This is a genomic window from Streptomyces sp. NPDC002573 (assembly GCF_042889625.1).
In the GTDB taxonomy this organism is placed as follows: domain Bacteria; phylum Actinomycetota; class Actinomycetes; order Streptomycetales; family Streptomycetaceae; genus Streptomyces; species Streptomyces gibsoniae.
On the sequence record NZ_JBIARC010000096.1, the window covers coordinates 1 to 20,174 of the forward strand.

The following is a 20,174-nucleotide window of genomic DNA, read 5'->3' on the forward strand; positions in this document are numbered from 1 at the left end:
TGAGCGACTCGGCGTATCTAAGTCCGGCTACTACGACTGGCGCGCCCGGCCCGATTCGGCGACGGCCCAGCGGCGCGAAGAGCTGAAATTGCTCACGACCCGGTACACGGTACTTGTCCACCTGCCCCGCCAGCGCGGCTACGGCGCACTTCCCCGTAGCAAGAACGGGCCGCCGCTGGCCGGTTACGGCGCGGTGACGATGAAAGATGCGCTTGCGGTGACGATCGGCACCCTGCCCGAGCAACTATGGCGATCGCTGACCTGGGACCGGGGCAAAGAGCTGTCGGCGCACGCCCAGTTCACGGTCGAGACTGGCGTCCCGGTCTACTTCGCCGATCCGCACAGCCCCTGGCAGCGCGGCACCAACGAGAACACGAACGGCCTGCTGCGCCAATACTTCCCGAAGGGAACCGACCTTTCTCGGGCGGCGCAGGACATCGAGGCGGTCGCAGCCACGCTCAACAGTCGTCCCCGCAAGAGCCTCGGTTGGAAGACACCCGCCGAAGCCCTCAACGACCATCTACTATCGATCACATAAGCCGGTGTTGCATCCACTGGTTGAACCTGGTAACTACATGTCCTCCGAGTATTCCGACGTCCTCAGGGGCCTCGGACTCAGACAATCGGCGGGGTGCACCGGGATCTGCTTCGACAATGCCATGGCCGAGTCTTTCTTCGGCGCCCTGAAGAACGAACGTGTCTCGCGGGTGAGTTACCTCACGCGTACGGTTGCGCGGCAGGATATTCGGCGGTACATCGAATTCGCAGGATTGGGGCTGCTCCGGTTGGACCGTCTGCTTGGCATCGGCGCAGGCCATCATCCAGTGACGTGGGTCGTCCAGTTGTGCTCGTCGGTGCCGAGCAGGGTGATGCGGTGCAGCAGTCCCTGGAGGCCGCCGATGGCGGTGAGTGAGGGAGATGGGTCCCCGTCGACCGCGAGGCACAGGTCCAGGCCGTTTGCCTTGGTGCAGGTCAAGCCTTTGTCGGGTGCTGGGGCACCTGCCGTTGGGCGGACGATGATGGAGATGTTGGTGCCGTTCTTGGTGCCGTTCTTGGTGCCGTTCTTGGTGCCGCTCTTGGCACCGTAGAACATCTGCAGCCGCCAGGCTCCGTGGCCGTCGATCGCTGGTCGGCTGAGGTCGATCTGGGTGATCTGGAAGTCCGCGGGCAGACTGGTGATGTGCAGCGGTAGTGGTACGGCCACATCGTTGACGATCACGCCATCTGCCACATGGAGCAATGTCCCCGGAAGGTCAGGGGTATTGAGGTAATACGCATCGATCTGGGCCCACCGTCCGTCTTTCGTCTGCCACCGCAGAATGCCCGCTCCGGCACGCTGGTTGGTGGGTTCGGCGGTGTCGGACGTGAGCCAGTACGCGCTGCGTCCATGTACAGGCGGGGCGGGCACCTTCACGTTTCGGACGCCGGCAAAACTTCCGAGCGGGGGTGTCACTCCGACCGGGTAGAGGCTAAGCAGGATGCGCGGGGCCGCTTTTCCCCGGCCAAGAGCCACGGCCGTCGTGCCCTGGGACCCCTGCTCGTAGCCCGCGCTGTACCCGACGCCGGCGATTGATGCGGGTAGCCAGCCGAAGGTAGCGGGGGCGATCAGTGGATTGTGTTCGGCGGCCGCGGAGGTGGGTGCGTTCGTGGCTCTTCGGGCCGAGGGGCTGAACACCTTCGTGGCGAGACCCGGTAGCGAGGAGAGGCTCAGGGAGACGGCGATAGCGAAGCCGGTGACTCCTACCCAGGCAACCCTGCGTCGGAGTAGGCGTCGTCGTCCCACCATTCGAGCCTTGGTGATGTCGATGCTGCTCGGTGGTGCCGGCTCTTGGGCCAGCTTTTCGAGTTGTTCTGTCAGGCCGGCGATTTCGCGGCTCATGATCGGACCCCCTTGGGCGCATCGACGGGACGGGGCTCGAGGACACGACGCAGCGCGTCGATGCCCCGTGACGTCTGGCTCTTGACGTTCCCGGGCGAGCAGTCCAATGCCTGGGCAGCCTGTTCGACCGAAAGGTCGCAGTAGTAGCGAAGGATCACCGTGGCTCGCTGACGGGGTGGCAGAGCAGCAAGTGCCGCGCGTAGATCCAGCGTGGTGTCAAGATCGGCGTTCAATGCAGGCCCCTCATCGTTGGCTGTCCCGAGGACGACGCGGCGTCCCCACAACGACCGTTGCTCGGCCAGGAAGGTGTTGACGAGGATTGTTCTGACGTAACCGTCGACGTTCTCGACGCCTGCTGCGCGATGCCAGTTGATGTAGAGCTTGGTGATGGTTGTCTGCACCAAATCGTCAGCGTCGTGCCAGTCCCCGGACAGCAGGTAGGCGACCTTACGCAGCCACGGCGTCCTCGCGGTGACGTACTCAGTGAACTCGGCGTCGCGTCTGCGCTCCGCCATACGCGTCCACGCCCCTCTCGGTTGTCCATGGCCCGTCTTCGTCCCTCCTCCCTCTAATGCACGCGGCGGCAGGTAGGTTGCACGCGTTCCGAAACTGAGGGAGCCGTCTTCGGCAACGGCTAAGCCCTGCGAAGGCGCACGGCTCCGGAAGGTAGCGGGGAAGTCGAGGGCTGGCCCTCCATGGAGCACCATCACAAGAGCAGCCTTGATGACTACGTGGACGTGCCCTGCTCCCCGCACCCGCGGGGATGGTCCCTCGCGCCACGGGATCGGGCGCTTGTCGGGGTGCTGCTCCCCGCGCCCGCGGGGATGGTCCTGGTCGGGGACAGAGCGTGCGAGATCAGGCCGGCTGCTCCCCGCGCCCGCGGGGATGGTCCTGGTCGGGGACAGAGCGTGCGAGATCAGGCCGGCTGCTCCCCGCACCCGCGGGGATGGTGGGCAACCGACGAAATGTGGCTTCCGAGGTGACGGAATGCGTGCCGCGGTCAGTGGGCTGGACGGCCGCCGCGAGCCTGGCGCCGCTCTCTCCGGTGACCGCCGTCCGGGGCCGATGGCCCCGCCGCAGCCTGCCATCCTCCGCGGCAAGGCGCTCCAACGAGCCCTCGAGGCAGGATCGCCTTCAGCAGCACATGAACTGATCAAGCTCGCTGCTGCACATACCGACGACGCACAGCTCTACTGCGATCTCATGGTCACCATTCCACCCGACAGCCTCATACCTGCGCTCGTGGCCACGCCCGACCAGGCCGTCGAGGTAGTGAGAGCCACGGCCGCGCTCCTTGGCACCCACCGCTCACCAGAACGCGGAGAGGTAGACGCCACGATCATGTGGCTGATCACCATCGCCCAGAAAGCAGCTGACGCCGGCGCACTCGACCTCCTCGAAGAATGCTGCAACGGCGCTTTCGAATGGGACGCCGACTGGGATCAGTGGAAGCCCCAAGCACACATCGCCCGCTGGCTGCCCACACTCACAGGAGACAGCGCAAGCTCCGTCGCAGCAATGCTGCGCCGCTACCCCGCTTGCGCTGCTCACTTCCGCCACCTCACGACCAATCCGTACGTCGACCACCGGATCCACGCCGCTATCGACGTGGCAACCGACTCAGCGGACAGACGAGGGCACGCGTGAGTTCTCTGTCGGGCCCCGGAGTCAGCACCAGCGACTCCTACGCCCACCGCATCCCGATCGCGGACAGTTGCTCCACCCGCTCCGGGGACAGGGTCGCGGCTCTGCTTCGCTGGTTCCCGATCCATGCGCCGAGCCGGAGCTCCCGCTCCTCCTGGTCCTCGCCGCTGCAGCCGCCCCCGCCGACGACGATCCGTTCGATGTGCTTCCTCGGTACCCGCAGGTGCCCCTCGCGCTCGTAGAACTGCTTGGCGGCCTCGTAGTTCATCGCCCACTTGTCGGCCTGCGTACGGCGCGGGGTCGGCTTCTCGTCCTCGGCCGCGGGCTCGATCCCGAGGACCTGCTCGCACATCCACTGCTGGACGCCTGTGAGGTTGTCCCAGCCGAGCCGGACCGAGCGTACCCACCGTCCGAGGTCCTCGCCCTGGTGCACGACGTCGCGGGGCTCGGTCGGCAGCGGGCGGCCGGCCTCCAGGTGGAGCCGGACGAGGTGGAAGGCGCGCTGCCACTCCACGGGCCAGGCCGGGCACCACGACGGGTCGATGTCTTCCAGCTGCTCGCGCCGCTCGTCGGACAGCGCCCCGGCCGCCGACTGAACCGGCAGGCCCTCGGCACGGCGCTGCTCGATCTCGGCAGCTTTACGGGCGGCGGCCCGCGCGTTCTTCAGCCAGATCCCCACGCGGTAGCCCTGGTGCGTGGCGTCAAGCGGGGCCAGGAGGTGGCCCGCCTCGGCCGCCCACCCGCGCGCGGCGGACAGGCCCTCCTCCCACGCGACGTCGAAGTGCGACCACACCATGCCCAGCTTCTCCAGCTGCTCGACGCGGTCCTCGTCCATGTCACCGCGGGCGTAGAACCGCCGGTTGTCGGCGATCCACTGCCCGAGGGGGAACGCGGCGAGCGAGGCCGGCCACCCCTGGGCCTCCACCGCCTGGTCGTCGCCGCCGGGCCCCCGGTACGTGAACGGCACCTTCAGATCGCCGTGAAGCCGGTTGTAGAGGACGGCGGCCTCGATGCCGCGCCGCCAGTGTTCGTGCTCGGGGTTCAGGACGCGCAGGTTGATGAACGCCGCCAGCTGCGCGGGGTCACGCGGGGTGGAGAACTTCAGCAGTTGCCGGGCAGGAGTCGACGGTTCGGACCCTTCCCTCTCGTCTCGGCCCTCCTGGCCCCCGCTGCGGCTCTGAACGCCCCTGACACGGCTTGGCGCCTGCTGCTGCGCCAGCTGCTCCACGACCCTGGCGTCATGCGCCCTGAGGGCCTCTAGCAGTTTCGCCAACCCCCCGAACGCCCGCGAGGTGAGCATGTTGTCCGCCGTCTCACCCGGTCCGAGCAGGACCGGCACCACGAGGGAGGCGACCTTGCCCTCACCGGGCTGCATCCGCAGCGCCCGGCCCACGGCCTGGACCAGATCAGGCATGGAGCCGCGCACGTCGGCCCAAAAGACGGAGTCACAGTTGCGGGTGTCGACACCCTCGCCCAGGACCTTCACCGATCCCAGGTAGCCCTTCTCCACGACCGTGCCGTCCGTGGCGATCCCGTCGGCGAACTCGGTGAGAACCCGCTGCCGATGGTTCGGCTTGTGATCGCCGCACAGCCAGTTGGCCCAGACCGTGCGCGGGTACAGCTCGGGGTTTGCGGCGTGCAGCTGCGCGGCCACATCGGGAAGGCCGGCCGCGAACGCCTCGGCCTCGCGAACGACGTGGTGAAAGACCAGCGTCTGGTGGAACCCTTCCTCGGCCGACGCCTTAACCAGCGCCGTCTGCAGCGCCGCGAGCCGCGCCCCGCGCACCTCATCCGAGCGGCCCTCAGCGCCCAGGAGCTGCGCGGCCTGGAGCTGGGTGTCGGTGATGTCCACGCACACCACCTGGTACGGAGCACAGATCCCACGGTCGATCGCTTCCGACAGGGTCAGGGTGTAGCAGCGGGCGCCGAACGGCCCCTCCGGGTCGTCCTCCATGCTCGCCACCAGCTCGCCGGGCGCGCCCTGCTCCGAGTCCTCGTCCAGCTGCCACAGCCGGGGCGTGGCGGTCATGTACAGGCGCCGCAGGGAGGGGATGCGGGTGTTGTCGTGGACGACCGCCCAGGGCTTGCCGAGCCGGCCTGAGGTCCGGTGCGCCTCGTCGACGACGATCAGGTCCCAGCCGGGCACGCCGGCGGCGTGGGCGCGCTCGAGGGTGCCGAGCCCGAGGGAGGCGTAGGTGGCGAACACGGTGACCTTGTCGAAGGGCCGCGCCCAGGCGACCAGTTCATCGGCGGCCGTGGTGTTCGGGAAGCCGGCCTCCTCCCCGCGCAGGGACGAGACCCCGATCATCGGGCCCGTGCGGCCGCCCTCGCGCCACGCGGCCTCGCTCTGGGCGAGCAGGTCCAGCGAGGGCACCAGGACCAGCACACGGCCTGCCTGCAGCTCGTCGGCGCTCCGGCCGGCCACGAGGGTTTTGCCTGAGCCGGTCGCCATGACGGCCTGCGTGCGCAGACCGCGCTCGGGGACGGTGCCGCCCGCGGGCAGCTGAAGGGCCCGCACTACCGCGTCGACGGCCTCGCGTTGATGGGGGCGCAGCAGCTTCGGCATGAGCAGTCCTTGTCGGGGGTGCCGGGTCTGGCGGTGGTGGGGCGAAGGGCCGTGCGAGGCCGTCGTCAGGCGCGCAGGAGGGTCTGGCGCAGGTGCTCGTGATAGGCGCGGGCGGCGTCCTGGTCGAGGTACAGCGTGTACTGGCTGTACTGGTCGCTGTCGTTCTCGTCCGGTCGCTGGTAGGTGATCCTGCCGAAGCTGACCTGATAGATCACGATTTTCGTGCCGCCTGCGAGGAAGGTGCGGGTGATGAAGCTCAGTTGACGCCGCCACCCGGTGGCCTCGATGGCCTTCGTCTCGGTGGTGAACGGCTCGATGGTCAGGGTGCCGTCGTCGGCGGCGGTCAGCAGGGTCCGGATGGTGCCGCCGTCGATCTCGCGGTCGGGCTCGGCATCCTTCACGCGAGCGGTGAAGTATCGGAACAGGTCGTCGGGGGTGAGGACGCCCTCGAAGGTCTCGGGGAGGGCACGCGCGGCGGCGCGACGGACCCAGGCGGCACGGGTGAGACGGGCGATGCTCGCGCCCGTCTCGATGTCCCGCAGGAGGCCGGCGGGGAAGTTGATCGGCACCTTGGGGCCGACGGCCGGACGGCCGAGAGAGGCACTGCTCACGGAACCCTCCCATAGTTTCGGGTACCCACAATGCACGCCCCTCCAGTTTTGGGTACCCAAAATCCGAAAGGGGTGGCGTGTGCGAAAGGCATTGGGCCGATGTTCCCCAGCGAGCGCCGCACCGCGGCTGGTCGTGTCGGTGCGCAAGCCCTGCGGGCGGAGCTGCCGGTGCGCGTCGACCAGCCGGTCCTGTCCGACGACCCGTCGTGCAGCTGCCGACCGGGAAGGCCATGACCGTCCGCGCGGCGGCGGACGTGTTCCTCGACTCGCTCGGCAACCCGAACACGGTCCGGAACTACGGGATCGGGGTGGGCAAGACCACCGAACGGCTTGGCGAGGCCCGGTGTCTGGCGTCGGTGGCGGACGACGAGATCGGCGAGGCCCTCGAACTGCTCTGGGGCACCGCGGCGGTCAACACCTGGAACTCCCGCCGGGCGGGGGTGCTGTCCTGGCTCGGCCGGTGCCGTGAGCGCGGCTATGAGGGGCCGATGGTTCCGGCCTGGGCGAAGCGGCTGGCGGTGCCGGACTACGAGACCCCGGCGCGCTCCAAGATGGCGATCGACCGGCTGATAGCGCGGCGCGAGGTCCACCTGCGGGAGAAGGCGCGCTGTGGCGGATGCTCTGCGAGACCGCCGGGCGGGCCGAGGAGATCCTGGGCGTCAATATCGAGGAGGTGGACTTCGCCGGGCGTCGTTGCCTGGTCAAGGCCAAGGGCGCCCGGACCAAGGCCCGCCGCCGCGGCCAGGCGCGCGAGGACTACGTGCTGGAGACCGTGTACTGGGACGCCGGCACCGCCCGGCTCCTGCCCCGGCTGCTCAAGGGCCGCACCCGCGGACCGGTGTTCGTCACCCACCACCGTCCGGGGCCGGGCAAGGTCGTCAGCCCCCGCGACGTCTGCCCAGACACCGGGCTGGCCAGGCTGTCGTACGGACAGGCCCGAGCACTGCTGGACGAGCACACTGCCCTCCGCGGTCCCGGTACGGGCTGGGACCTGCACGAATACCGCCACTCCTCATCTGACCCACCTCGGCGAGCAGGGCTCGTCACTCCTGATGCTCATGGCGAAGTCCCGGCACAAGAAGCCGGAGAACGTCCGCCGCTACTTCAAGCCGTCCCCGGAGGCGATCGCCGAGCTCACGACCCTGCTCGCTCCCGGCGATAGCAGCCGATGAGCCTCTACGGCGAACGGACACGTAGGGCTGGGCGTCTCGGACGGCGCGCACTTCGACCCGCGGCTGCAGGGCATGAGCTGATCGCCGCCGCCAGCGCGGAGATAGCCCCCATCACCGCACGCATCTGGGGCGGGATACCCGCCAAGGACCTGGCCGCCGCCGGCCGCGTCCTCGCCCTGGTCACTGAGCGCGCCAGCGCGGAGCTTGCAGCGCTGACCGCCTGACCGCCCGGCCACCTGATCGAGCCGATCGAAGACCGGCCGGGACACCGGCGGGGGCGGGTGAGGTAGCTGAGGAGGAGCGCGGATGGCCCGCTTCCCGTCCCTTCTCGCGGGGTTGTCTCCTTGACACCGCGGCGCCTTTTTGGCCTTCTCGGCCCTCGGTCATAGTCGGCGCCATGGACTATGACGTAGTGGTGGCCGGAGGCGGCCCGGTCGGACTGATGCTGGCCTGCGAGCTCCGGCTCGGAGGCGCGCGGGTGGCCGTCCTGGAGCGCCTCACCGAAGTGGACCCGACGATCAAGGGCGGGGCGATCACCACGCCCAGCGTCGAGGCGCTCTACCGCCGGGGCATGCTGCCCGCGCTGGCCGAGGTGCAGCGGCAGGCGATGGACCGCTTCCAGGCATTCATGCGCGGACGGAACGGCGGGGACGGGGCCGCGGGCCAAGGGCTCGGGTTCGTCGGGCACTTCGCCGGAATCATGCTGCGCGCCGACCTGGTCGACCGTACGGAGCCGGGCCTCGGCGACGCCGGACCCGCCGCCGAGATCGCTTTCGTGGCGCAGCAGGACATCGAGCGGCTGCTCGGCGGGCGGGCGGACGAGCTCGGCGTCGACGTGCGCCGGGGAGTGGAGCTGACCGGCTTCGACGCGGACGACGGGGCCGTCACCGTGCGGACCAGCCACGGGGCCATACGCGCCGGCTGGCTCGTGGGCTGCGACGGCGGCCGCAGCACGGTCCGCAAGCTCGCGGGGTTCGCATTCCCCGGCACGGACCCGGAGATCACCTGTCACCAGGCGGTCGTGGAGATGACCGGCGCCGAGGACCTGACGGTCGGCTGGACCGCCACGGACACCGGGGTCTACGCCCACGGACCGATGCCGGGCCGCATCGTCACGGTGGAGTTCGACGGCCCGCCGGCCGACCGGGACGCGCCGGTCACCACCGAGGACCTCCAGGCGAGGCTGCGCCGCGTCTCCGGCGTGGACGTCACGATCACCGGGGTGCAGACCGCGACCCGCTTCACCGACCACGCCCGCCAGGTCACCGAGTACCGCAAAGGCCGGGTGCTGCTGGCGGGCGACGCGGCGCACGTGCACTCCGCGTTCGGCAGCCAGGGCCTGAGCCTGGGTATCGGGGACGCGATGAACCTCGGCTGGAAGCTCGCCGCGGTGATCGCCGGCCGGGCGCCGGAAGGACTGCTGGACACCTACACCGCCGAACGGCACCCGGTCGGCGCGGGGATCCTGGACTGGACCCGGTCCCAGGTCGCGGCCATGCGCCCGGACCCGCAGTCCCGGGCCCTGCGCGAGATCGTCAGCGACCTGGCCGAGACGGTCACGGGCACCACGTACCTCACCGCGCGGCTCAACGGTGGCGGGGTGCGCTACGAGCTGCCGGGCGAGCACCCGCTGACCGGCCGCAGCGCCCCAGACCTCGAACTCGCCGACGGCAGCCGCCTCGCGGACCACCTCCACGGCGGCCGGGCGCTCCTGCTCGACCTCACCGACGACCCGGAGCTCCGGGCCCTCGCTGCGGGGTATGCCGGCCGCGTCGACACCCTGACGGCCGGCTGCCCGTCCCGCCCGGGACTGGCGGCGGTCCTCGTCCGTCCGGACGGCTTCACGGCCTGGGCGGCCGACACGGGGGCGCATGCGCCGACGTCGACGGCCGGGCTGGCGGAGGCGCTGGAGGAGTGGTTCGGAGTGCCAGAGGGTGCGGTGACGCCGGGCTGATCCGCCGCTCTGCTGACTGACTCGAACCACGAGCCGATTCCACCAACGGCCGCCGCACCCACCCGAGCCCCGCGCCTGGGCAGAGGAACTGCGCCACCGCTGAAGAGGCCGCTGAGGAACACCGCGGGTCCGTCATGGTCAGGGCGACCACCAACCCCGACCATGAGGCCGACCGCGCCCCCCACCATGCCACGTACAGCCCCGACCATGACAGGTCAGCGCCTTCAAGGGGCGTGGCCATGACGTCTGCGCTCGTCACCCGGATCAACGCGATATCCGTCGGTGGGGGCCGCAGGGGCGGGTGTAGCCGGCCTGGGCCCGGGAGCCGCGCTCTTCTTCTACCGCCGCCGTGCGGGGGCTTCCCGGCGAGCCGCCAAAACAAGGGGGGCACACGGAAGGGACCGCCGACGTGGTCCTTTTGGGCGTTGCGCTGTGCCGCAGCTTTCCCTCTCATCCCTGACGGAGTGAATGAAGAAGAACAACAGGCCCGACGCACCGTCGCCTACTGGCTTGCCGCCTACGACGGCCTGCCCCGTGCGGTTCGGGTGTCGGCTGCCGCGGCGCTGGAGGCCATCGATGAGGGCCAGGACGTCGAACGCGCCTGGGCAGCGGTCAAGGCGCTGATGCTCACGGTCTACGACTGCTGCGCCGGTCGCTGACGCACTAACTGGCGGCGGCGCGGCGCGGACGCAGCCGAGATCGGCTGTCAGTGCGGCGGCGCCGTCATGCGGGGGACGTCGGCGGGGGAGAGGTCGGGGCGGGCGCGGTGCCAGCGTGCGGGGTGGCGCCATCGGCCGGAGGCGTCGCGGGCGACGTCGACGCCTACTTCCACCACCAGCTCGGGTTCCACCAGTGTGACGTCCAGCGTTTCCCGGCTGCCCCATCCGGCGGAGAACGACCAGCCCGTCCACGGATGTCCGCGCCGGGCCGGGGCGAGTAGCCCGGCGACTGTGCTGCTCGCAGCCTGGGCGAGGGTGGTGGTGCGGCCGGTGTACTGCAGGCGGCCATGGTCGTCGTACCTGCCGAGCAGCAGAGTGCGGGGAGCGGCGAGTGTGCCGGTGATCGCGCCGACGATCGCCTCGGTGGTCTCGCGCACCTACTGGTGAAGCAGCAGTACTCCAGAGCTGCGCTGTTCACTTGCTCGGGCAGAGCCCGCCATTGCGTGCTGGTGGCCGAACTCACCGTCGGCGGAGGCTGCCCGACGATCCACAGGTCGTCGCCCAGGTGCGAGCGGACGTCGCGGCACGGCTGGCCGAGTGGGACCTCGGCGATCTGCAGTTCACCACGGAACTGATCGTCAGTGAGCTGGTCACCAACGCGGTCCGCTACGGCGGCAAGCCCATCCGTCTGCGACTGCTCAGGGACACCGGACTGATCTGCGAGGTCTCCGACGGCAGCAGCGTCGCCCCCCGCATGCGCCGGGCACGCACGACCGACGAGGGAGGGCGCGGGCTCTTCCTGGTCGCGCAGCTCGGTCAGCGCTGGGGCACCCGGTACACCACGAACGGCAAGGTCATCTGGGTCGAGCAGCCGCTGCCCTGGCAGTCGGGGGCAGAGGGCCGGTAAGCGCGCCGCAGCGCCTATGGCATACATCCCCGCCCTTCGGTCGCGGGGCGCGGTGAGCCGGTGAGGCAGCGGCGTCGCGGGGCCAGGCAGCACGAGTACGCCGTGCGGTCGAGGCCACAGCGAGGCGGGGGCTTCCGACGTATCCACGGTGGCATGGCGGTGCCCATGGTGCGGTCGTCAATCGTCGACCTGCTGTTTGACGCGCAGTGCAGCCGGATCTAGAGTTTGGAACCGATCGGTACCAAACTGGTCCCGACAGACGCGGAAAGGCGCATCGTGACGCTCAGCGCTGCACTTGTCCAAAAGCTCATCACCGCCGCGCAGGCGGAGGTCGTCCGGCAGGGATTTCCGCCGGTCAACATCAGCGTGTGTGACTCCGCGGGACACCTCGCGGGATTCCTCCGCATGGACAGGGCCGTCCTCGGCACTGTCGACGTCGCGCATCGCAAGGCGCGTACGGCTGCCCTCTTCGAGACCGACAGCGCGACCCTCGGCGGGGTGGCGCACCCCGACGGGCCCAGTTACATGGTCGAGCACACCAACGGCGGGCTGATCAACTTCGGCGGCGGGGTCGTCCTCAAGGGCGACGGCGGCACCGTCATCGGTGCGGTCGGCGTCTCCGGCGCCTCCGTGGAGGAGGACGAGGCCATCGCCCAGGCCGCCGCCGCTGCCGCACGCACCAAGGAGCTCCTCGGCGATGCCGCGTAGCGTTATTTCCCTGGCCATCTCGACATTCGCCATCGGGACCACCGAATTCGTGATCGTCGGGATCATCCCGTCGATCGCAGGTGACTTGAGGGTCAGCCTCCCCACTGCCGGACTCCTGGTGAGCCTGTACGCCCTGTCGATCACCATCGGCGCGCCGTTGTTCACCGCGCTCACCGGGCGGGTCGACCGCCGCCAGCTGGTCATCTGCCTGATGGTGATCTTCCTCCTCGGAAACCTGGCGGCGGGCTTCGCACCGGGCTTCGGCACGCTGCTGGCGGCGCGCGTCATCACAGCCTTCGCTCACGCGGTCTTCTTCAGCGTCGGAGCCGCCGTCGCCTCCTCGCTCGTTCCCCGGCAGAAGGCCAACGGTGCCGTGGCCGTCATGTTCGGCGGCCTGACTGTGGCCATGGTGCTGGGTGTGCCGCTCGGGTCCTGGATAGGTGAGACATTCGACTGGCGTCTTCCTTTCCTGGTCGTGACCGCGCTGGCGGCGGTGAGTGTCATCTCCTTGCTGGCTTTTCTGCCGAAGGAGATCCCCCATACGCCGCCGAGCAGTCTGCTCTCCCAGCTCCGACTGCTCCGCAATGGCCGGCTGGTGACGATGTACCTCATCACCGCGTTGGGTTTTGGTGCCAATTTCGTCGTCTTCACGTATGTCTCGCCGCTGCTGACATCCGCGACGGGTTTCAGCGACGACATGGTCAACGTCGGTCTCGTCGTCTTCGGAATCGCCACAGTCGTCGGCAATTTCTGGGGAGGGAAACTGGCGGACCGGCTGGGGACCAAGCAGGCCGTGATCGTGGTGCTGCTCGGCCTGGCCGCCACGCTCGCCTTCCTGCCCGTCACTGCCCACTCGGCGGGCGCTGTGCTGATCAACCTCGCCGTCTGGGGCTTCTTCGGATTCGCGATCAACCCTGTGGTGCAGACGGGAGTGGTGACGGTGGCCGAGGATGAGGTGCCCGAGTCGGTGGGCGCCGCGTCCGGGTTCAACATTGCCGCATTCAATATGGGAATCTCCGGCGGATCGCTCATCGGCGGACGGGTCCTCGCCGGATCGGGTGTGCTCAGCACTCCATGGGCGGCCGTTGCCCTGGCCCTTGCGGCGGCAGCCGTGGCCGGTCTCGCGCTCAAGACGCGTGCGGTCCGGCCGGCGCCGATGGAGGAACTTGCCAAGTGATAGCCTTGGGGGTCGCGCGAGAAGCGCGACCCCCAGGTCCATGAGCCGCACACCGGACAGGCTCGAATGAAAGGCGGTTGAGTTGTCCAGGCCGCGGACCTTCGTCGAAGAACATGCTCTCCGCAATGCCATGTTCGCCTTCTGGAAGTACGGATATGAAGGCGCTTCGATGGGTGTCCTCATGAAAGCCACAGGCTTGGGCAAAACCAGCCTCTATCGAACCTTCGGCAGCAAAGAGGAACTCTTCCAGAGGGCGCTGGAGCTCTATCACTCGGAGTACCTGGACTTCCGGGTCGAAGCCCTGGCCGAGACCACGCCCAAGCGCATCGCGGAAAAACTTCTATACGGCATCGCGACGCTGCACACGGGGGAGGCGACCCCGCCCGGATGTCTGGAGACCAACGGCGCCTTGGCCTGCGGTCCCGACAACGACCCCATCCGCGAGGAGCTTGCCCGCAAGCGCGATCTGATCGGGCCCGCGCTGAGCGAGCGGTTGCGGGAGACGAGCGTCGACGGGCCGCTGCCGCGAGGGCTGGACGCCGACGCGACCGCGGCTCTGCTGGTGACGCTCATTCAGGGAATGGCCGTACAGGCCAAGGGTGGCCACAGCAGGATGGAACTCGAAAGCACCGTGCGCGCTGCTCTCAGCTTGTGGGACGGAACGGAGAAAGAGGACGAGGCGGACCCTTCCGCCCCGCCCGCTGCCTGACTCTGCCCTCGGGCCAAGGGGTGCGACACCATCGCGTCATCACCCGATGACGTCGTTCCAGGTGTCCAGGAAGACCTTCCACATCGGCCGCTCCCAGCCGTTGTTCGCTGCGATGGCCATCGCCCCAGCGCGGAGCATCAGCAGGCGCTCGGCTGCCACGGCGGGGGCGGGATGGCCCATGGCTTGCAGCAGTTGCTTAACTTCGGTCATGAACCAGATGCGGTGCTGCAGCGTCGCATCACGCACCGGGTGCTTCCTGTCGAAGAACTCGGTCGAGACATTGAAGTACGGGCAACCGCGGAACCCCGTAGCAGCGGCCCCCTCGTAAAGGCGCCGGCCGATAGCCCGGAGTACCTCCCTTGGTTCCTGGTACAGATTCTTGAGCTCTGCCAGCTCGTCGCGGTCATGTTGCAGCCTCAGATCGACGTAGGCCGCTCGTCGGTGATGCCGCGGACCTGCTCTGTGGACCATTCGACATTCATTGCCTTGGGCTCGTCAAGTACATGATTTTGGCGCCGAGTTGGGAGACGCCACCATGATCGATTCCCCATGCTACCGCCTTGCCCTTGACGGCGATTACCCGCCAAAAGATAGTCACATAAGTGGGCAAACCGCCGCCGGTTTCTCTCCCATTTCAATGGATGGAGCACCAGTTCCGCAGCGCGCCGACCAGGGCATATCCAGGGCCCCAGTGACACGGCTACTCGTTGATCATCTTGGCGTTCCAGCAGGTCAGCCCGTGTTTTCGTGGACTATGGCACCCCCGCTGCTGTCGAACCCAGGCACCTGCACGCCTCAGAAAGGTGAAGGTTTCGATCGGTCCCGCCTGCTGACGTCGAGGGCGCTCGGGCTCTGCCGGGCTGGGCGCGTTCCACACGCCGCTCGAACGGTCACCCTTTCGTAAATGTCGCTGGGCCAGCCGGTGATGAAGGCCAGGATCAGCGGCGTGCAGATGACTGAGCCGTTCGCCACGACGACCGCCGCCATAGCCCCCGTGATTCTGATCGCCGCAGCGCTGGAGGTCACCGCCTACCAGAAAGCGATCCAGGAGTGGGTGGCCCGCTTAGTGCAGGAACTTGAACCGGAACTCGCACCGTTGCTGAATCTCCCTGCCGACGACCGTCAAACGACGGTAAGGAGGCTGGTGGAGACCCACGCCGTAAGCATCGGACTCGGAATCATGAAAACGGCTGCCCGGTGGCTGCTGGGCCTCCTCTGGGCGGCGATCATGGTTGGACAGGCGGTGGTCACGATCCTCTGTTTGGCATGGCTAGGGGATCCCAAACACTCGGCGGACCCTCAAGACGCAAGCGTCTGCCTGGCCGCCGTCGCAGCTGGCGCTGTCGCTGTCGCTTTGTTCCCCATGTACCGGCTGATGAGCGCGCCCTGGTTGCCGGTAGGGGAACGCCTGATCGAGATCGAACTGCGCTCTCGCCTCGCAGAGGCCAGGCGGCAAGCTCAGCAGGGTGACGCGACCACGGCTGGAAGCGACGACTCGGCGACAGCGTCTGCGGGCTGACCACACTGACGAGTAATCCACGCGGGGCCGTGCCGTGGGCCGACCGTCGAAGTCAGGGCTCTAGCCGCATAGGGAGTTGTCCGGGACTCCGACGGGACGGGCGGGCCGCCACACCGCGGCTTCCGGGCCACAGCAAGGCCGGGATCTCGGGCGCAGCCTCGATCTACCCCAGGGCGCTCGCGTGGAATACCTCCTGGCTCGGGTGATCCAGCCAGATGCGCTGGCCCGCGTGGGAAGCGGTGACACCGAAGCGCTCCCGGCCGGGTCGGCCGTGCTCGACGAACAGCGTGTGCGCGGCCTCCACCGCGTCCCACAGCAGACGCGGACCCGTTTGCCGTACCGTCCCGTTCTCGGCCCGGGCCCAGGAGCCGTCTGCGGTCCAGAGCTCCACAGCGTTTACGAGGCCGTTGTCGCCGCGTTCTGAGGCGAACCCGAGATCCGACACAGTTAGCGACAGCACGAACCGGAAGGCCTCGTCCTCCGCGACCGCGGCGAGTTCCAGGGCGCTGGACTGGTCGATCGCTGCGGCTGGCCTGCCCGGGTGTGGGGGAGTGCCGGTGGTGCCGGCGTCGCGTACGGCCATGAAGTACGAGGGGGCAGGGAGGAATCGGCCTTCGGCGCGGCCGTCGTCGCCGACGGTCAGACGGACGGTGCCCCAGCCCAGCGGGCACACGATCACGCCGCCCGGCCGTACCTGCCCCAGCCACGCGGCCGGCACCGTGCTGAACCCGCAGGTTGCGATCAGCCGGTCGTAGGGTGCCCGCGCCGGGTAGCCGGCGCGGCCGTCCCCGGCGACCACCAGCGGGGTGTAGCCGCAACCCTTCAGCCGGGCATGCGCCAGGTCGGCCAGAGCCGGGTCCACCTCGACCGTGGCCACCAGGTCGCTCCCGAGCCGTTCCGACAGGAGCGCGGCGTTGTAGCCGGTGCCGGTGGCCACCTCGAGCACGCGGTGGCCGGCCGTGACGTCGAGGGCTTGGAGCATCTGGAGCATCAGCCCGGGTGCCGTCGATGACGAGGTGGCCACGCCGTCGGTGATCTGCGTGGCGAGTGCGTCGTCTGTGTACACCAGGTCAAGCCAGTCCTCATCGGCGGCCATCACACGGCGGCGTCCACCGTCGGTGAGGGCCCAGAACTCGGGCACGAACACATGGCGCGGGACGGTCTCGAACACCTTCCGCCACGTCGGATCGGACAGCTGGCCACTGGCCTCGAGGGCATCGGCGAGTGCCGCGCGCAACTTGGTGGCGCGCTCTGCTGCGTGAGTCGTCATGGTCGTCCCTTGGCGAGTAGTTCAGCGATGTGCGCGGCGATGGGGAGGGCCGTGCGGTTCTGGATCCAGGACCACTCTCCTGACGGGTTGCACTCGAACATCACCCAGTCACCGGACGGGGTGACGGCGAAGTCGAATGCGCCGAAGTTGAGCCGGAAGTGGTCCAGCCAGCCCAGCACACCGTCCCTGACGTTGTCCGGGACTTGGCACGTGTCGTAGGTGAGGGCGTCGTAGTCGCTGCGCCAGTCCACCCGGGCCGCGTCGCTCCCGGCGTGGATCTCGGTCGCGAACAGGTCCGTTCCAACGACCGTGAGGCGTACCTCGTTCGCCTTGGGGATCCACTCCTGGAACAGGTGCGCGGTCAGGGTCACCGAGTCGTCGATGGTGTCGGGGTCGACCACGTGGGTGGGTACCCCGGTGCGGCGGCCGTCCTCGTACTCCAGGGGGCCGCCCATGAGCGGCTTGCAGATCACCGGGCCGCCCACGTCCTGGCAGAACTTCCGCGCGGTCGCTGGGTCGGTGGTGATCAGTGAACGGGGAGTGCGGAGGCCGTGCGCCGCTGCTACGGGGAGCTGGCCCGGCTTGTGGGAGGCGATGCCGTCCACGTCGGGCCGGTTGACCCACGGCACCGGCAGCGCGTACAGCGTCCCGAGCAGGCCGGCCAGCGCCTGCTCGTCAGCCCAGGATCGGTGAGGTTCCTCGATCGTGTCGGAGACTGCGGGAAGGCGGGGCCGCCGGTAGTAGACGGCCCTCACCTCCTCCAGCCGCGCGGAGCGGAACTCGTCAGCCAGGACCCCCGCCCAAGGTGTTGCGGTGTGTTCGACGGACAGGGAGATGGACAGGGGGAAGTCCCCCATGTCGAACCTCATGACCGGCACGTGCCGGGCCGAGAGTTCGTCCACCACGAGGTCCGCCGCGGGGTCCAGGTTCTTGGTGACGACCAGCACCGGGCCGCCGGACAGGTGCTGTGTCACCGCATGACGTACGGGTCGGCGGTGTCGTCGTTCTGGCTGTCCCAGTTCGTGTTGGTGCAGCTTCCGTTCAGCGATGTGGATCGGCTCCACAGGGAGCCGGAGCCGTCGGTCAGCACGTTGACCTGACGGGCGGGGTCGTACGCGAACGAGCCGGCCGCCAGGGTGACGGTGTAGGGGGTGCGCTCGGCGCGGGCGCCGAACGGGATGGCTGCTGTGCGCATACTGTCTCCTTGAGGTGATGGTGCTCGGATGGTTCCTGCGAGCCCGGAGCGGGCCGCAGAGGCCGCCCGTCCCTGGTGCATGGGGTGCGACGGGCGGAGCTTTATGAGGGCCTGGTGGCCGCCTGGTAGGCGCTCCACAGTTCCTCGGCGGTCGCGCACAGGGCGCTGTCGACGGCGCAGGTGGCGCAGCCGCGGCCGTGGTCTATGTAGGCCCGGTACGCGCGCTGAATACGGGTTTCCCGGCTGCTGCTGGCGATGCGCTGCAGGCGACCGGGGCCGCTGCCCGCAGGCACGTACGCCCAGCCCGCACGGCTCACCGGCGCGTCCGCGGGTGCGCGTCCTTGTGCTCGCGGATCTCGACGTTGCAGTCCGAGACCTTCGAGAAGTCTCCGACCGCTTGCGCCCGGTCACGCTCGGCGGCGAGTGCTCCGCACACCTTGCAGCCGGGATGCGGGGTCGGCCAGCCATCCGGCATCGGCACGTGGACGGGCTCGCTCGTCGTCTTGTTCGTCATGACCAGCGCACCGGCTTCCAGGCCTGCCACAGCTGCTTGCCCGGTTTGCAAGGGGCGATGGCGTGCGCGCAGCCGGGGCAGTGGCCGTGATGCTGGATGAGCGCCTTGTAGGCCGCGTAGGAGGGCTTCGCGGTGAAGGCTGCGGCGGCCCGGGCGAGCGCATGGTGCTCCGTCTGCGGACGTTGCTCTGCCGCCGTCGGCGGGTGGGCTGTGGCGTGCATGGCGTCGATGTTCCTCGCAGCGTTGGCCACACCCCGGGAGGTTCACGGCCTCGCCGGGGTTCTTGGTGCTTCCAGACGCTAGGGGCTGGCGTGTAGCGCCTCCAGCAATGTGCAGATCTGCTTACACGACTTGCCCGGCCATTGTGATGGCTGCTTCGCCCTCTTGACCCACTGCCTCCTTGGGATGACGGTGTTGCACACAACTGCACAACTCATCGACGGAGGCGGTCATGTCGCTACTGTTCATCGGCATCGACCCCAACACCGGGGACAAGCAGAGCCCCACGGTGTGGGTCGACCAGGAGAAGGAAGAGCTCGTCTTCCAGGGCTGGAAGCCGGGGCCCCAACTCAAGGCGGAGTGCGCGGCCTTCGAGGTGCCAGGCCACGCGCAGGGAATCCCGGAGGGCGAGGCAGTGATCCGTATCCCCGCCAGGATGGTGCACATGATCAGGGAGGCGTGCGATGCCGTCGAGCGTGCCCACATTCGATGAGCTGATCGCGGGCTGCACGCGCTCGGCCGTGCACATGGAGATGCGGGACAGCTACGCCGTCGACTACGAAGAGGGGCCGTTCGCACAGTGGCGGAACGGCTTCCGTCACAACCCGCAGGATCGCGCGTCATGGTGGCGGCCGTGGCTCGACCTGATCCAGGAGACGGTGGGCCGCGGGGTCGTCGTACGCAGGGCCCGCATCGTGTCCGAGCCGGTGAGCGAGTACACGCGATTCCTCCACGACGGCACGTTCACCAACGTCGCCGCGGGCGAACAAGTGCGCTGGCTGCCACGGCGCCGGGCGTCCGGCATCGCCCTGCCAGGTAACGACTTCTGGCTCTTCGACGAGCGATGGGTCCACTGGAACCACTTTGCTGGTGACGGGTCGTGGACCGGCGAGGAGATCACCGACGATCCGGCAGCGGCGAAGTTGTGCGCCGAAGCGTTCGAAGCCGTGTGGTCCAGCGCCATCCCCCACGACCAGTACGAGATCCGCTGACAGCACGCACCCGACAGGCCAGTTCACATGCCCATCTCCCCGTCCTCGTCCGCGCAGGCCGCGCGGGAAGTCGTAGCCCTACGGTTGCGCGACCTTCGCAAGAACGCCGGGCTGACGGTCGTTGAGCTGGCCGGCCGGTGCGGTTGGCACCACTCCAAGACGTCTCGCATCGAGAACGCCGTCACCGCCCCCTCAGCCAAAGACATACGGGCCTGGGCCGCCGCCTGCGAGGCCGTCGACCAGGCGGAGGACCTCGTCACCCAGTCGCTGAACGCCGAGTCCATGTACAGCGAATGGCGCCACCAGGTGCGCCGCGGGATGAAGCATCTGCAGGACAGCGTCGTGCAGTTCTTCCACGAGACCCGGCTGTTTCGGGTCTACTCCTCGACGATGGTTCCCGGCCTGCTGCAGACAGAGGGGTATGCGGCCGCGCTGCTGAGCAACATCGCCCAGTTCCGAGGCATCCCGTACAACGACGG

General features: G+C 68.8%; 23 protein-coding genes and 3 pseudogenes. 14 read left to right on the forward strand and 12 right to left on the reverse strand.

Features of this window, described 5'->3' with window-relative positions:
- On the forward strand, window positions 1-538 hold a 538-nt coding region (locus ACFYX0_RS41780), incomplete at its 5' end, for an IS30 family transposase (RefSeq protein WP_388979535.1).
- 279 nt (window positions 539-817) lie between these two features.
- Here the strand turns inward: ACFYX0_RS41780 and ACFYX0_RS41785 are convergent.
- On the reverse strand, window positions 818-1,879 hold the full coding sequence (locus tag ACFYX0_RS41785; protein ID WP_388979538.1) for a hypothetical protein: 1,062 nt from the start codon (window positions 1,877-1,879) through the stop codon (window positions 818-820).
- Complete coding sequence (locus ACFYX0_RS41790) at window positions 1,876-2,394, reverse strand: SigE family RNA polymerase sigma factor (RefSeq protein WP_388979540.1); 519 nt, start codon at window positions 2,392-2,394, stop codon at window positions 1,876-1,878. The genes ACFYX0_RS41785 and ACFYX0_RS41790 overlap by 4 nt, the downstream gene beginning before the upstream one ends.
- A 472-nt stretch (window positions 2,395-2,866) precedes the next feature.
- On the opposite strand from ACFYX0_RS41790, the gene ACFYX0_RS41795 reads away from it, so the two are divergent.
- A complete protein-coding gene (locus ACFYX0_RS41795; protein WP_388979543.1) occupies window positions 2,867-3,526 on the forward strand; it encodes a hypothetical protein in 660 nt (219 codons plus the stop codon).
- Between the two features lie 37 nt (window positions 3,527-3,563).
- On the opposite strand, the gene ACFYX0_RS41800 is transcribed toward ACFYX0_RS41795, so the two are convergent.
- Both ACFYX0_RS41800 and ACFYX0_RS41805 read right to left on the reverse strand, forming a co-directional pair.
- Complete coding sequence (locus ACFYX0_RS41800; RefSeq protein ID WP_388979546.1) at window positions 3,564-6,089, reverse strand: Helicase associated domain protein; 2,526 nt, start codon at window positions 6,087-6,089, stop codon at window positions 3,564-3,566.
- A gap of 65 nt (window positions 6,090-6,154) precedes the next feature.
- Window positions 6,155-6,700, reverse strand: coding sequence for a hypothetical protein (locus ACFYX0_RS41805; RefSeq protein WP_388979550.1), 546 nt, complete (start codon window positions 6,698-6,700; stop codon window positions 6,155-6,157).
- Between the two features lie 230 nt (window positions 6,701-6,930).
- Here ACFYX0_RS41805 and ACFYX0_RS41810 point away from each other — a divergent pair.
- The 4 genes and pseudogenes from ACFYX0_RS41810 to ACFYX0_RS41825 all read left to right on the forward strand — a co-directional run bounded on the left by ACFYX0_RS41810 (window position 6,931) and on the right by ACFYX0_RS41825 (window position 10,485).
- Window positions 6,931-7,872: pseudogene (locus ACFYX0_RS41810) on the forward strand (tyrosine-type recombinase/integrase).
- 24 nt (window positions 7,873-7,896) lie between these two features.
- Window positions 7,897-8,096: pseudogene (locus tag ACFYX0_RS41815) on the forward strand (hypothetical protein); the annotation flags it as partial.
- 173 nt (window positions 8,097-8,269) lie between these two features.
- Window positions 8,270-9,826, forward strand: a complete 1,557-nt coding sequence (locus ACFYX0_RS41820; RefSeq protein WP_388979553.1) for an FAD-dependent monooxygenase — start codon at window positions 8,270-8,272, stop codon at window positions 9,824-9,826.
- A gap of 464 nt (window positions 9,827-10,290) precedes the next feature.
- Complete coding sequence (locus tag ACFYX0_RS41825; RefSeq protein ID WP_388979555.1) at window positions 10,291-10,485, forward strand: hypothetical protein; 195 nt, start codon at window positions 10,291-10,293, stop codon at window positions 10,483-10,485.
- Window positions 10,486-10,532: 47 nt separating this feature from the next.
- Here ACFYX0_RS41825 and ACFYX0_RS41830 read toward each other — a convergent pair whose 3' ends face one another.
- Entirely contained in the window at window positions 10,533-10,922 is a 390-nt protein-coding gene (locus tag ACFYX0_RS41830) for a hypothetical protein (RefSeq protein WP_388979557.1), read from the reverse strand.
- A gap of 98 nt (window positions 10,923-11,020) precedes the next feature.
- On the opposite strand from ACFYX0_RS41830, the pseudogene ACFYX0_RS41835 reads away from it, so the two are divergent.
- The 4 genes and pseudogenes from ACFYX0_RS41835 to ACFYX0_RS41850 form a co-directional block, all read left to right on the forward strand.
- Window positions 11,021-11,392: pseudogene (locus tag ACFYX0_RS41835) on the forward strand (ATP-binding protein); the annotation flags it as partial.
- 276 nt (window positions 11,393-11,668) lie between these two features.
- Complete coding sequence (locus ACFYX0_RS41840) at window positions 11,669-12,100, forward strand: heme-binding protein (RefSeq protein WP_388979559.1); 432 nt, start codon at window positions 11,669-11,671, stop codon at window positions 12,098-12,100.
- A complete protein-coding gene (locus tag ACFYX0_RS41845; protein WP_388979562.1) occupies window positions 12,090-13,277 on the forward strand; it encodes an MFS transporter in 1,188 nt (395 codons plus the stop codon). Before ACFYX0_RS41840 ends, ACFYX0_RS41845 begins: the two co-directional genes overlap by 11 nt.
- Window positions 13,278-13,407: 130 nt before the next feature.
- The gene (locus ACFYX0_RS41850; protein WP_388979564.1) at window positions 13,408-13,986 is read left to right on the forward strand and encodes a TetR/AcrR family transcriptional regulator; all 579 of its coding nucleotides are present in this window, start codon (window positions 13,408-13,410) and stop codon (window positions 13,984-13,986) included.
- Window positions 13,987-14,025: 39 nt separating this feature from the next.
- On the opposite strand, the gene ACFYX0_RS41855 is transcribed toward ACFYX0_RS41850, so the two are convergent.
- Entirely contained in the window at window positions 14,026-14,457 is a 432-nt protein-coding gene (locus ACFYX0_RS41855; RefSeq protein WP_388979567.1) for a hypothetical protein, read from the reverse strand.
- A 433-nt stretch (window positions 14,458-14,890) separates the two neighbouring features.
- On the opposite strand from ACFYX0_RS41855, the gene ACFYX0_RS41860 reads away from it, so the two are divergent.
- The gene (locus ACFYX0_RS41860; RefSeq protein ID WP_388979570.1) at window positions 14,891-15,505 is read left to right on the forward strand and encodes a hypothetical protein; all 615 of its coding nucleotides are present in this window, start codon (window positions 14,891-14,893) and stop codon (window positions 15,503-15,505) included.
- 163 nt (window positions 15,506-15,668) lie between these two features.
- Here ACFYX0_RS41860 and ACFYX0_RS41865 read toward each other — a convergent pair whose 3' ends face one another.
- The 6 genes from ACFYX0_RS41865 to ACFYX0_RS41890 all read right to left on the reverse strand — a co-directional run bounded on the left by ACFYX0_RS41865 (window position 15,669) and on the right by ACFYX0_RS41890 (window position 18,705).
- Window positions 15,669-16,775, reverse strand: a complete 1,107-nt coding sequence (locus ACFYX0_RS41865) for a protein-L-isoaspartate(D-aspartate) O-methyltransferase (protein WP_388979572.1) — start codon at window positions 16,773-16,775, stop codon at window positions 15,669-15,671.
- Window positions 16,772-17,749, reverse strand: a complete 978-nt coding sequence (gene tgmB, locus ACFYX0_RS41870) for an ATP-grasp ribosomal peptide maturase (protein WP_388979575.1) — start codon at window positions 17,747-17,749, stop codon at window positions 16,772-16,774. The genes ACFYX0_RS41865 and tgmB overlap by 4 nt, the downstream gene beginning before the upstream one ends.
- A complete protein-coding gene (tgmA, locus tag ACFYX0_RS41875) occupies window positions 17,746-17,970 on the reverse strand; it encodes a putative ATP-grasp-modified RiPP (RefSeq protein ID WP_388979578.1) in 225 nt (74 codons plus the stop codon). Before tgmA ends, tgmB begins: the two co-directional genes overlap by 4 nt.
- A gap of 101 nt (window positions 17,971-18,071) precedes the next feature.
- Window positions 18,072-18,287, reverse strand: a complete 216-nt coding sequence (locus tag ACFYX0_RS41880) for a hypothetical protein (protein ID WP_388979581.1) — start codon at window positions 18,285-18,287, stop codon at window positions 18,072-18,074.
- The gene (locus ACFYX0_RS41885) at window positions 18,284-18,484 is read right to left on the reverse strand and encodes a hypothetical protein (RefSeq protein WP_388979584.1); all 201 of its coding nucleotides are present in this window, start codon (window positions 18,482-18,484) and stop codon (window positions 18,284-18,286) included. The genes ACFYX0_RS41880 and ACFYX0_RS41885 overlap by 4 nt, the downstream gene beginning before the upstream one ends.
- Window positions 18,481-18,705, reverse strand: a complete 225-nt coding sequence (locus ACFYX0_RS41890; protein WP_388979586.1) for a hypothetical protein — start codon at window positions 18,703-18,705, stop codon at window positions 18,481-18,483. Before ACFYX0_RS41890 ends, ACFYX0_RS41885 begins: the two co-directional genes overlap by 4 nt.
- 230 nt (window positions 18,706-18,935) lie before the next feature.
- Here ACFYX0_RS41890 and ACFYX0_RS41895 point away from each other — a divergent pair, with 230 nt between their 5' ends.
- The 3 genes from ACFYX0_RS41895 to ACFYX0_RS41905 all read left to right on the forward strand — a co-directional run.
- Entirely contained in the window at window positions 18,936-19,196 is a 261-nt protein-coding gene (locus tag ACFYX0_RS41895) for a hypothetical protein (protein WP_388979589.1), read from the forward strand.
- Complete coding sequence (locus ACFYX0_RS41900) at window positions 19,168-19,695, forward strand: DUF6879 family protein (RefSeq protein WP_388979592.1); 528 nt, start codon at window positions 19,168-19,170, stop codon at window positions 19,693-19,695. Before ACFYX0_RS41895 ends, ACFYX0_RS41900 begins: the two co-directional genes overlap by 29 nt.
- A 27-nt stretch (window positions 19,696-19,722) precedes the next feature.
- Window positions 19,723-20,174 (forward strand): Scr1 family TA system antitoxin-like transcriptional regulator (locus ACFYX0_RS41905; protein WP_388979595.1); only part of this gene is annotated, 452 nt, incomplete at its 3' end.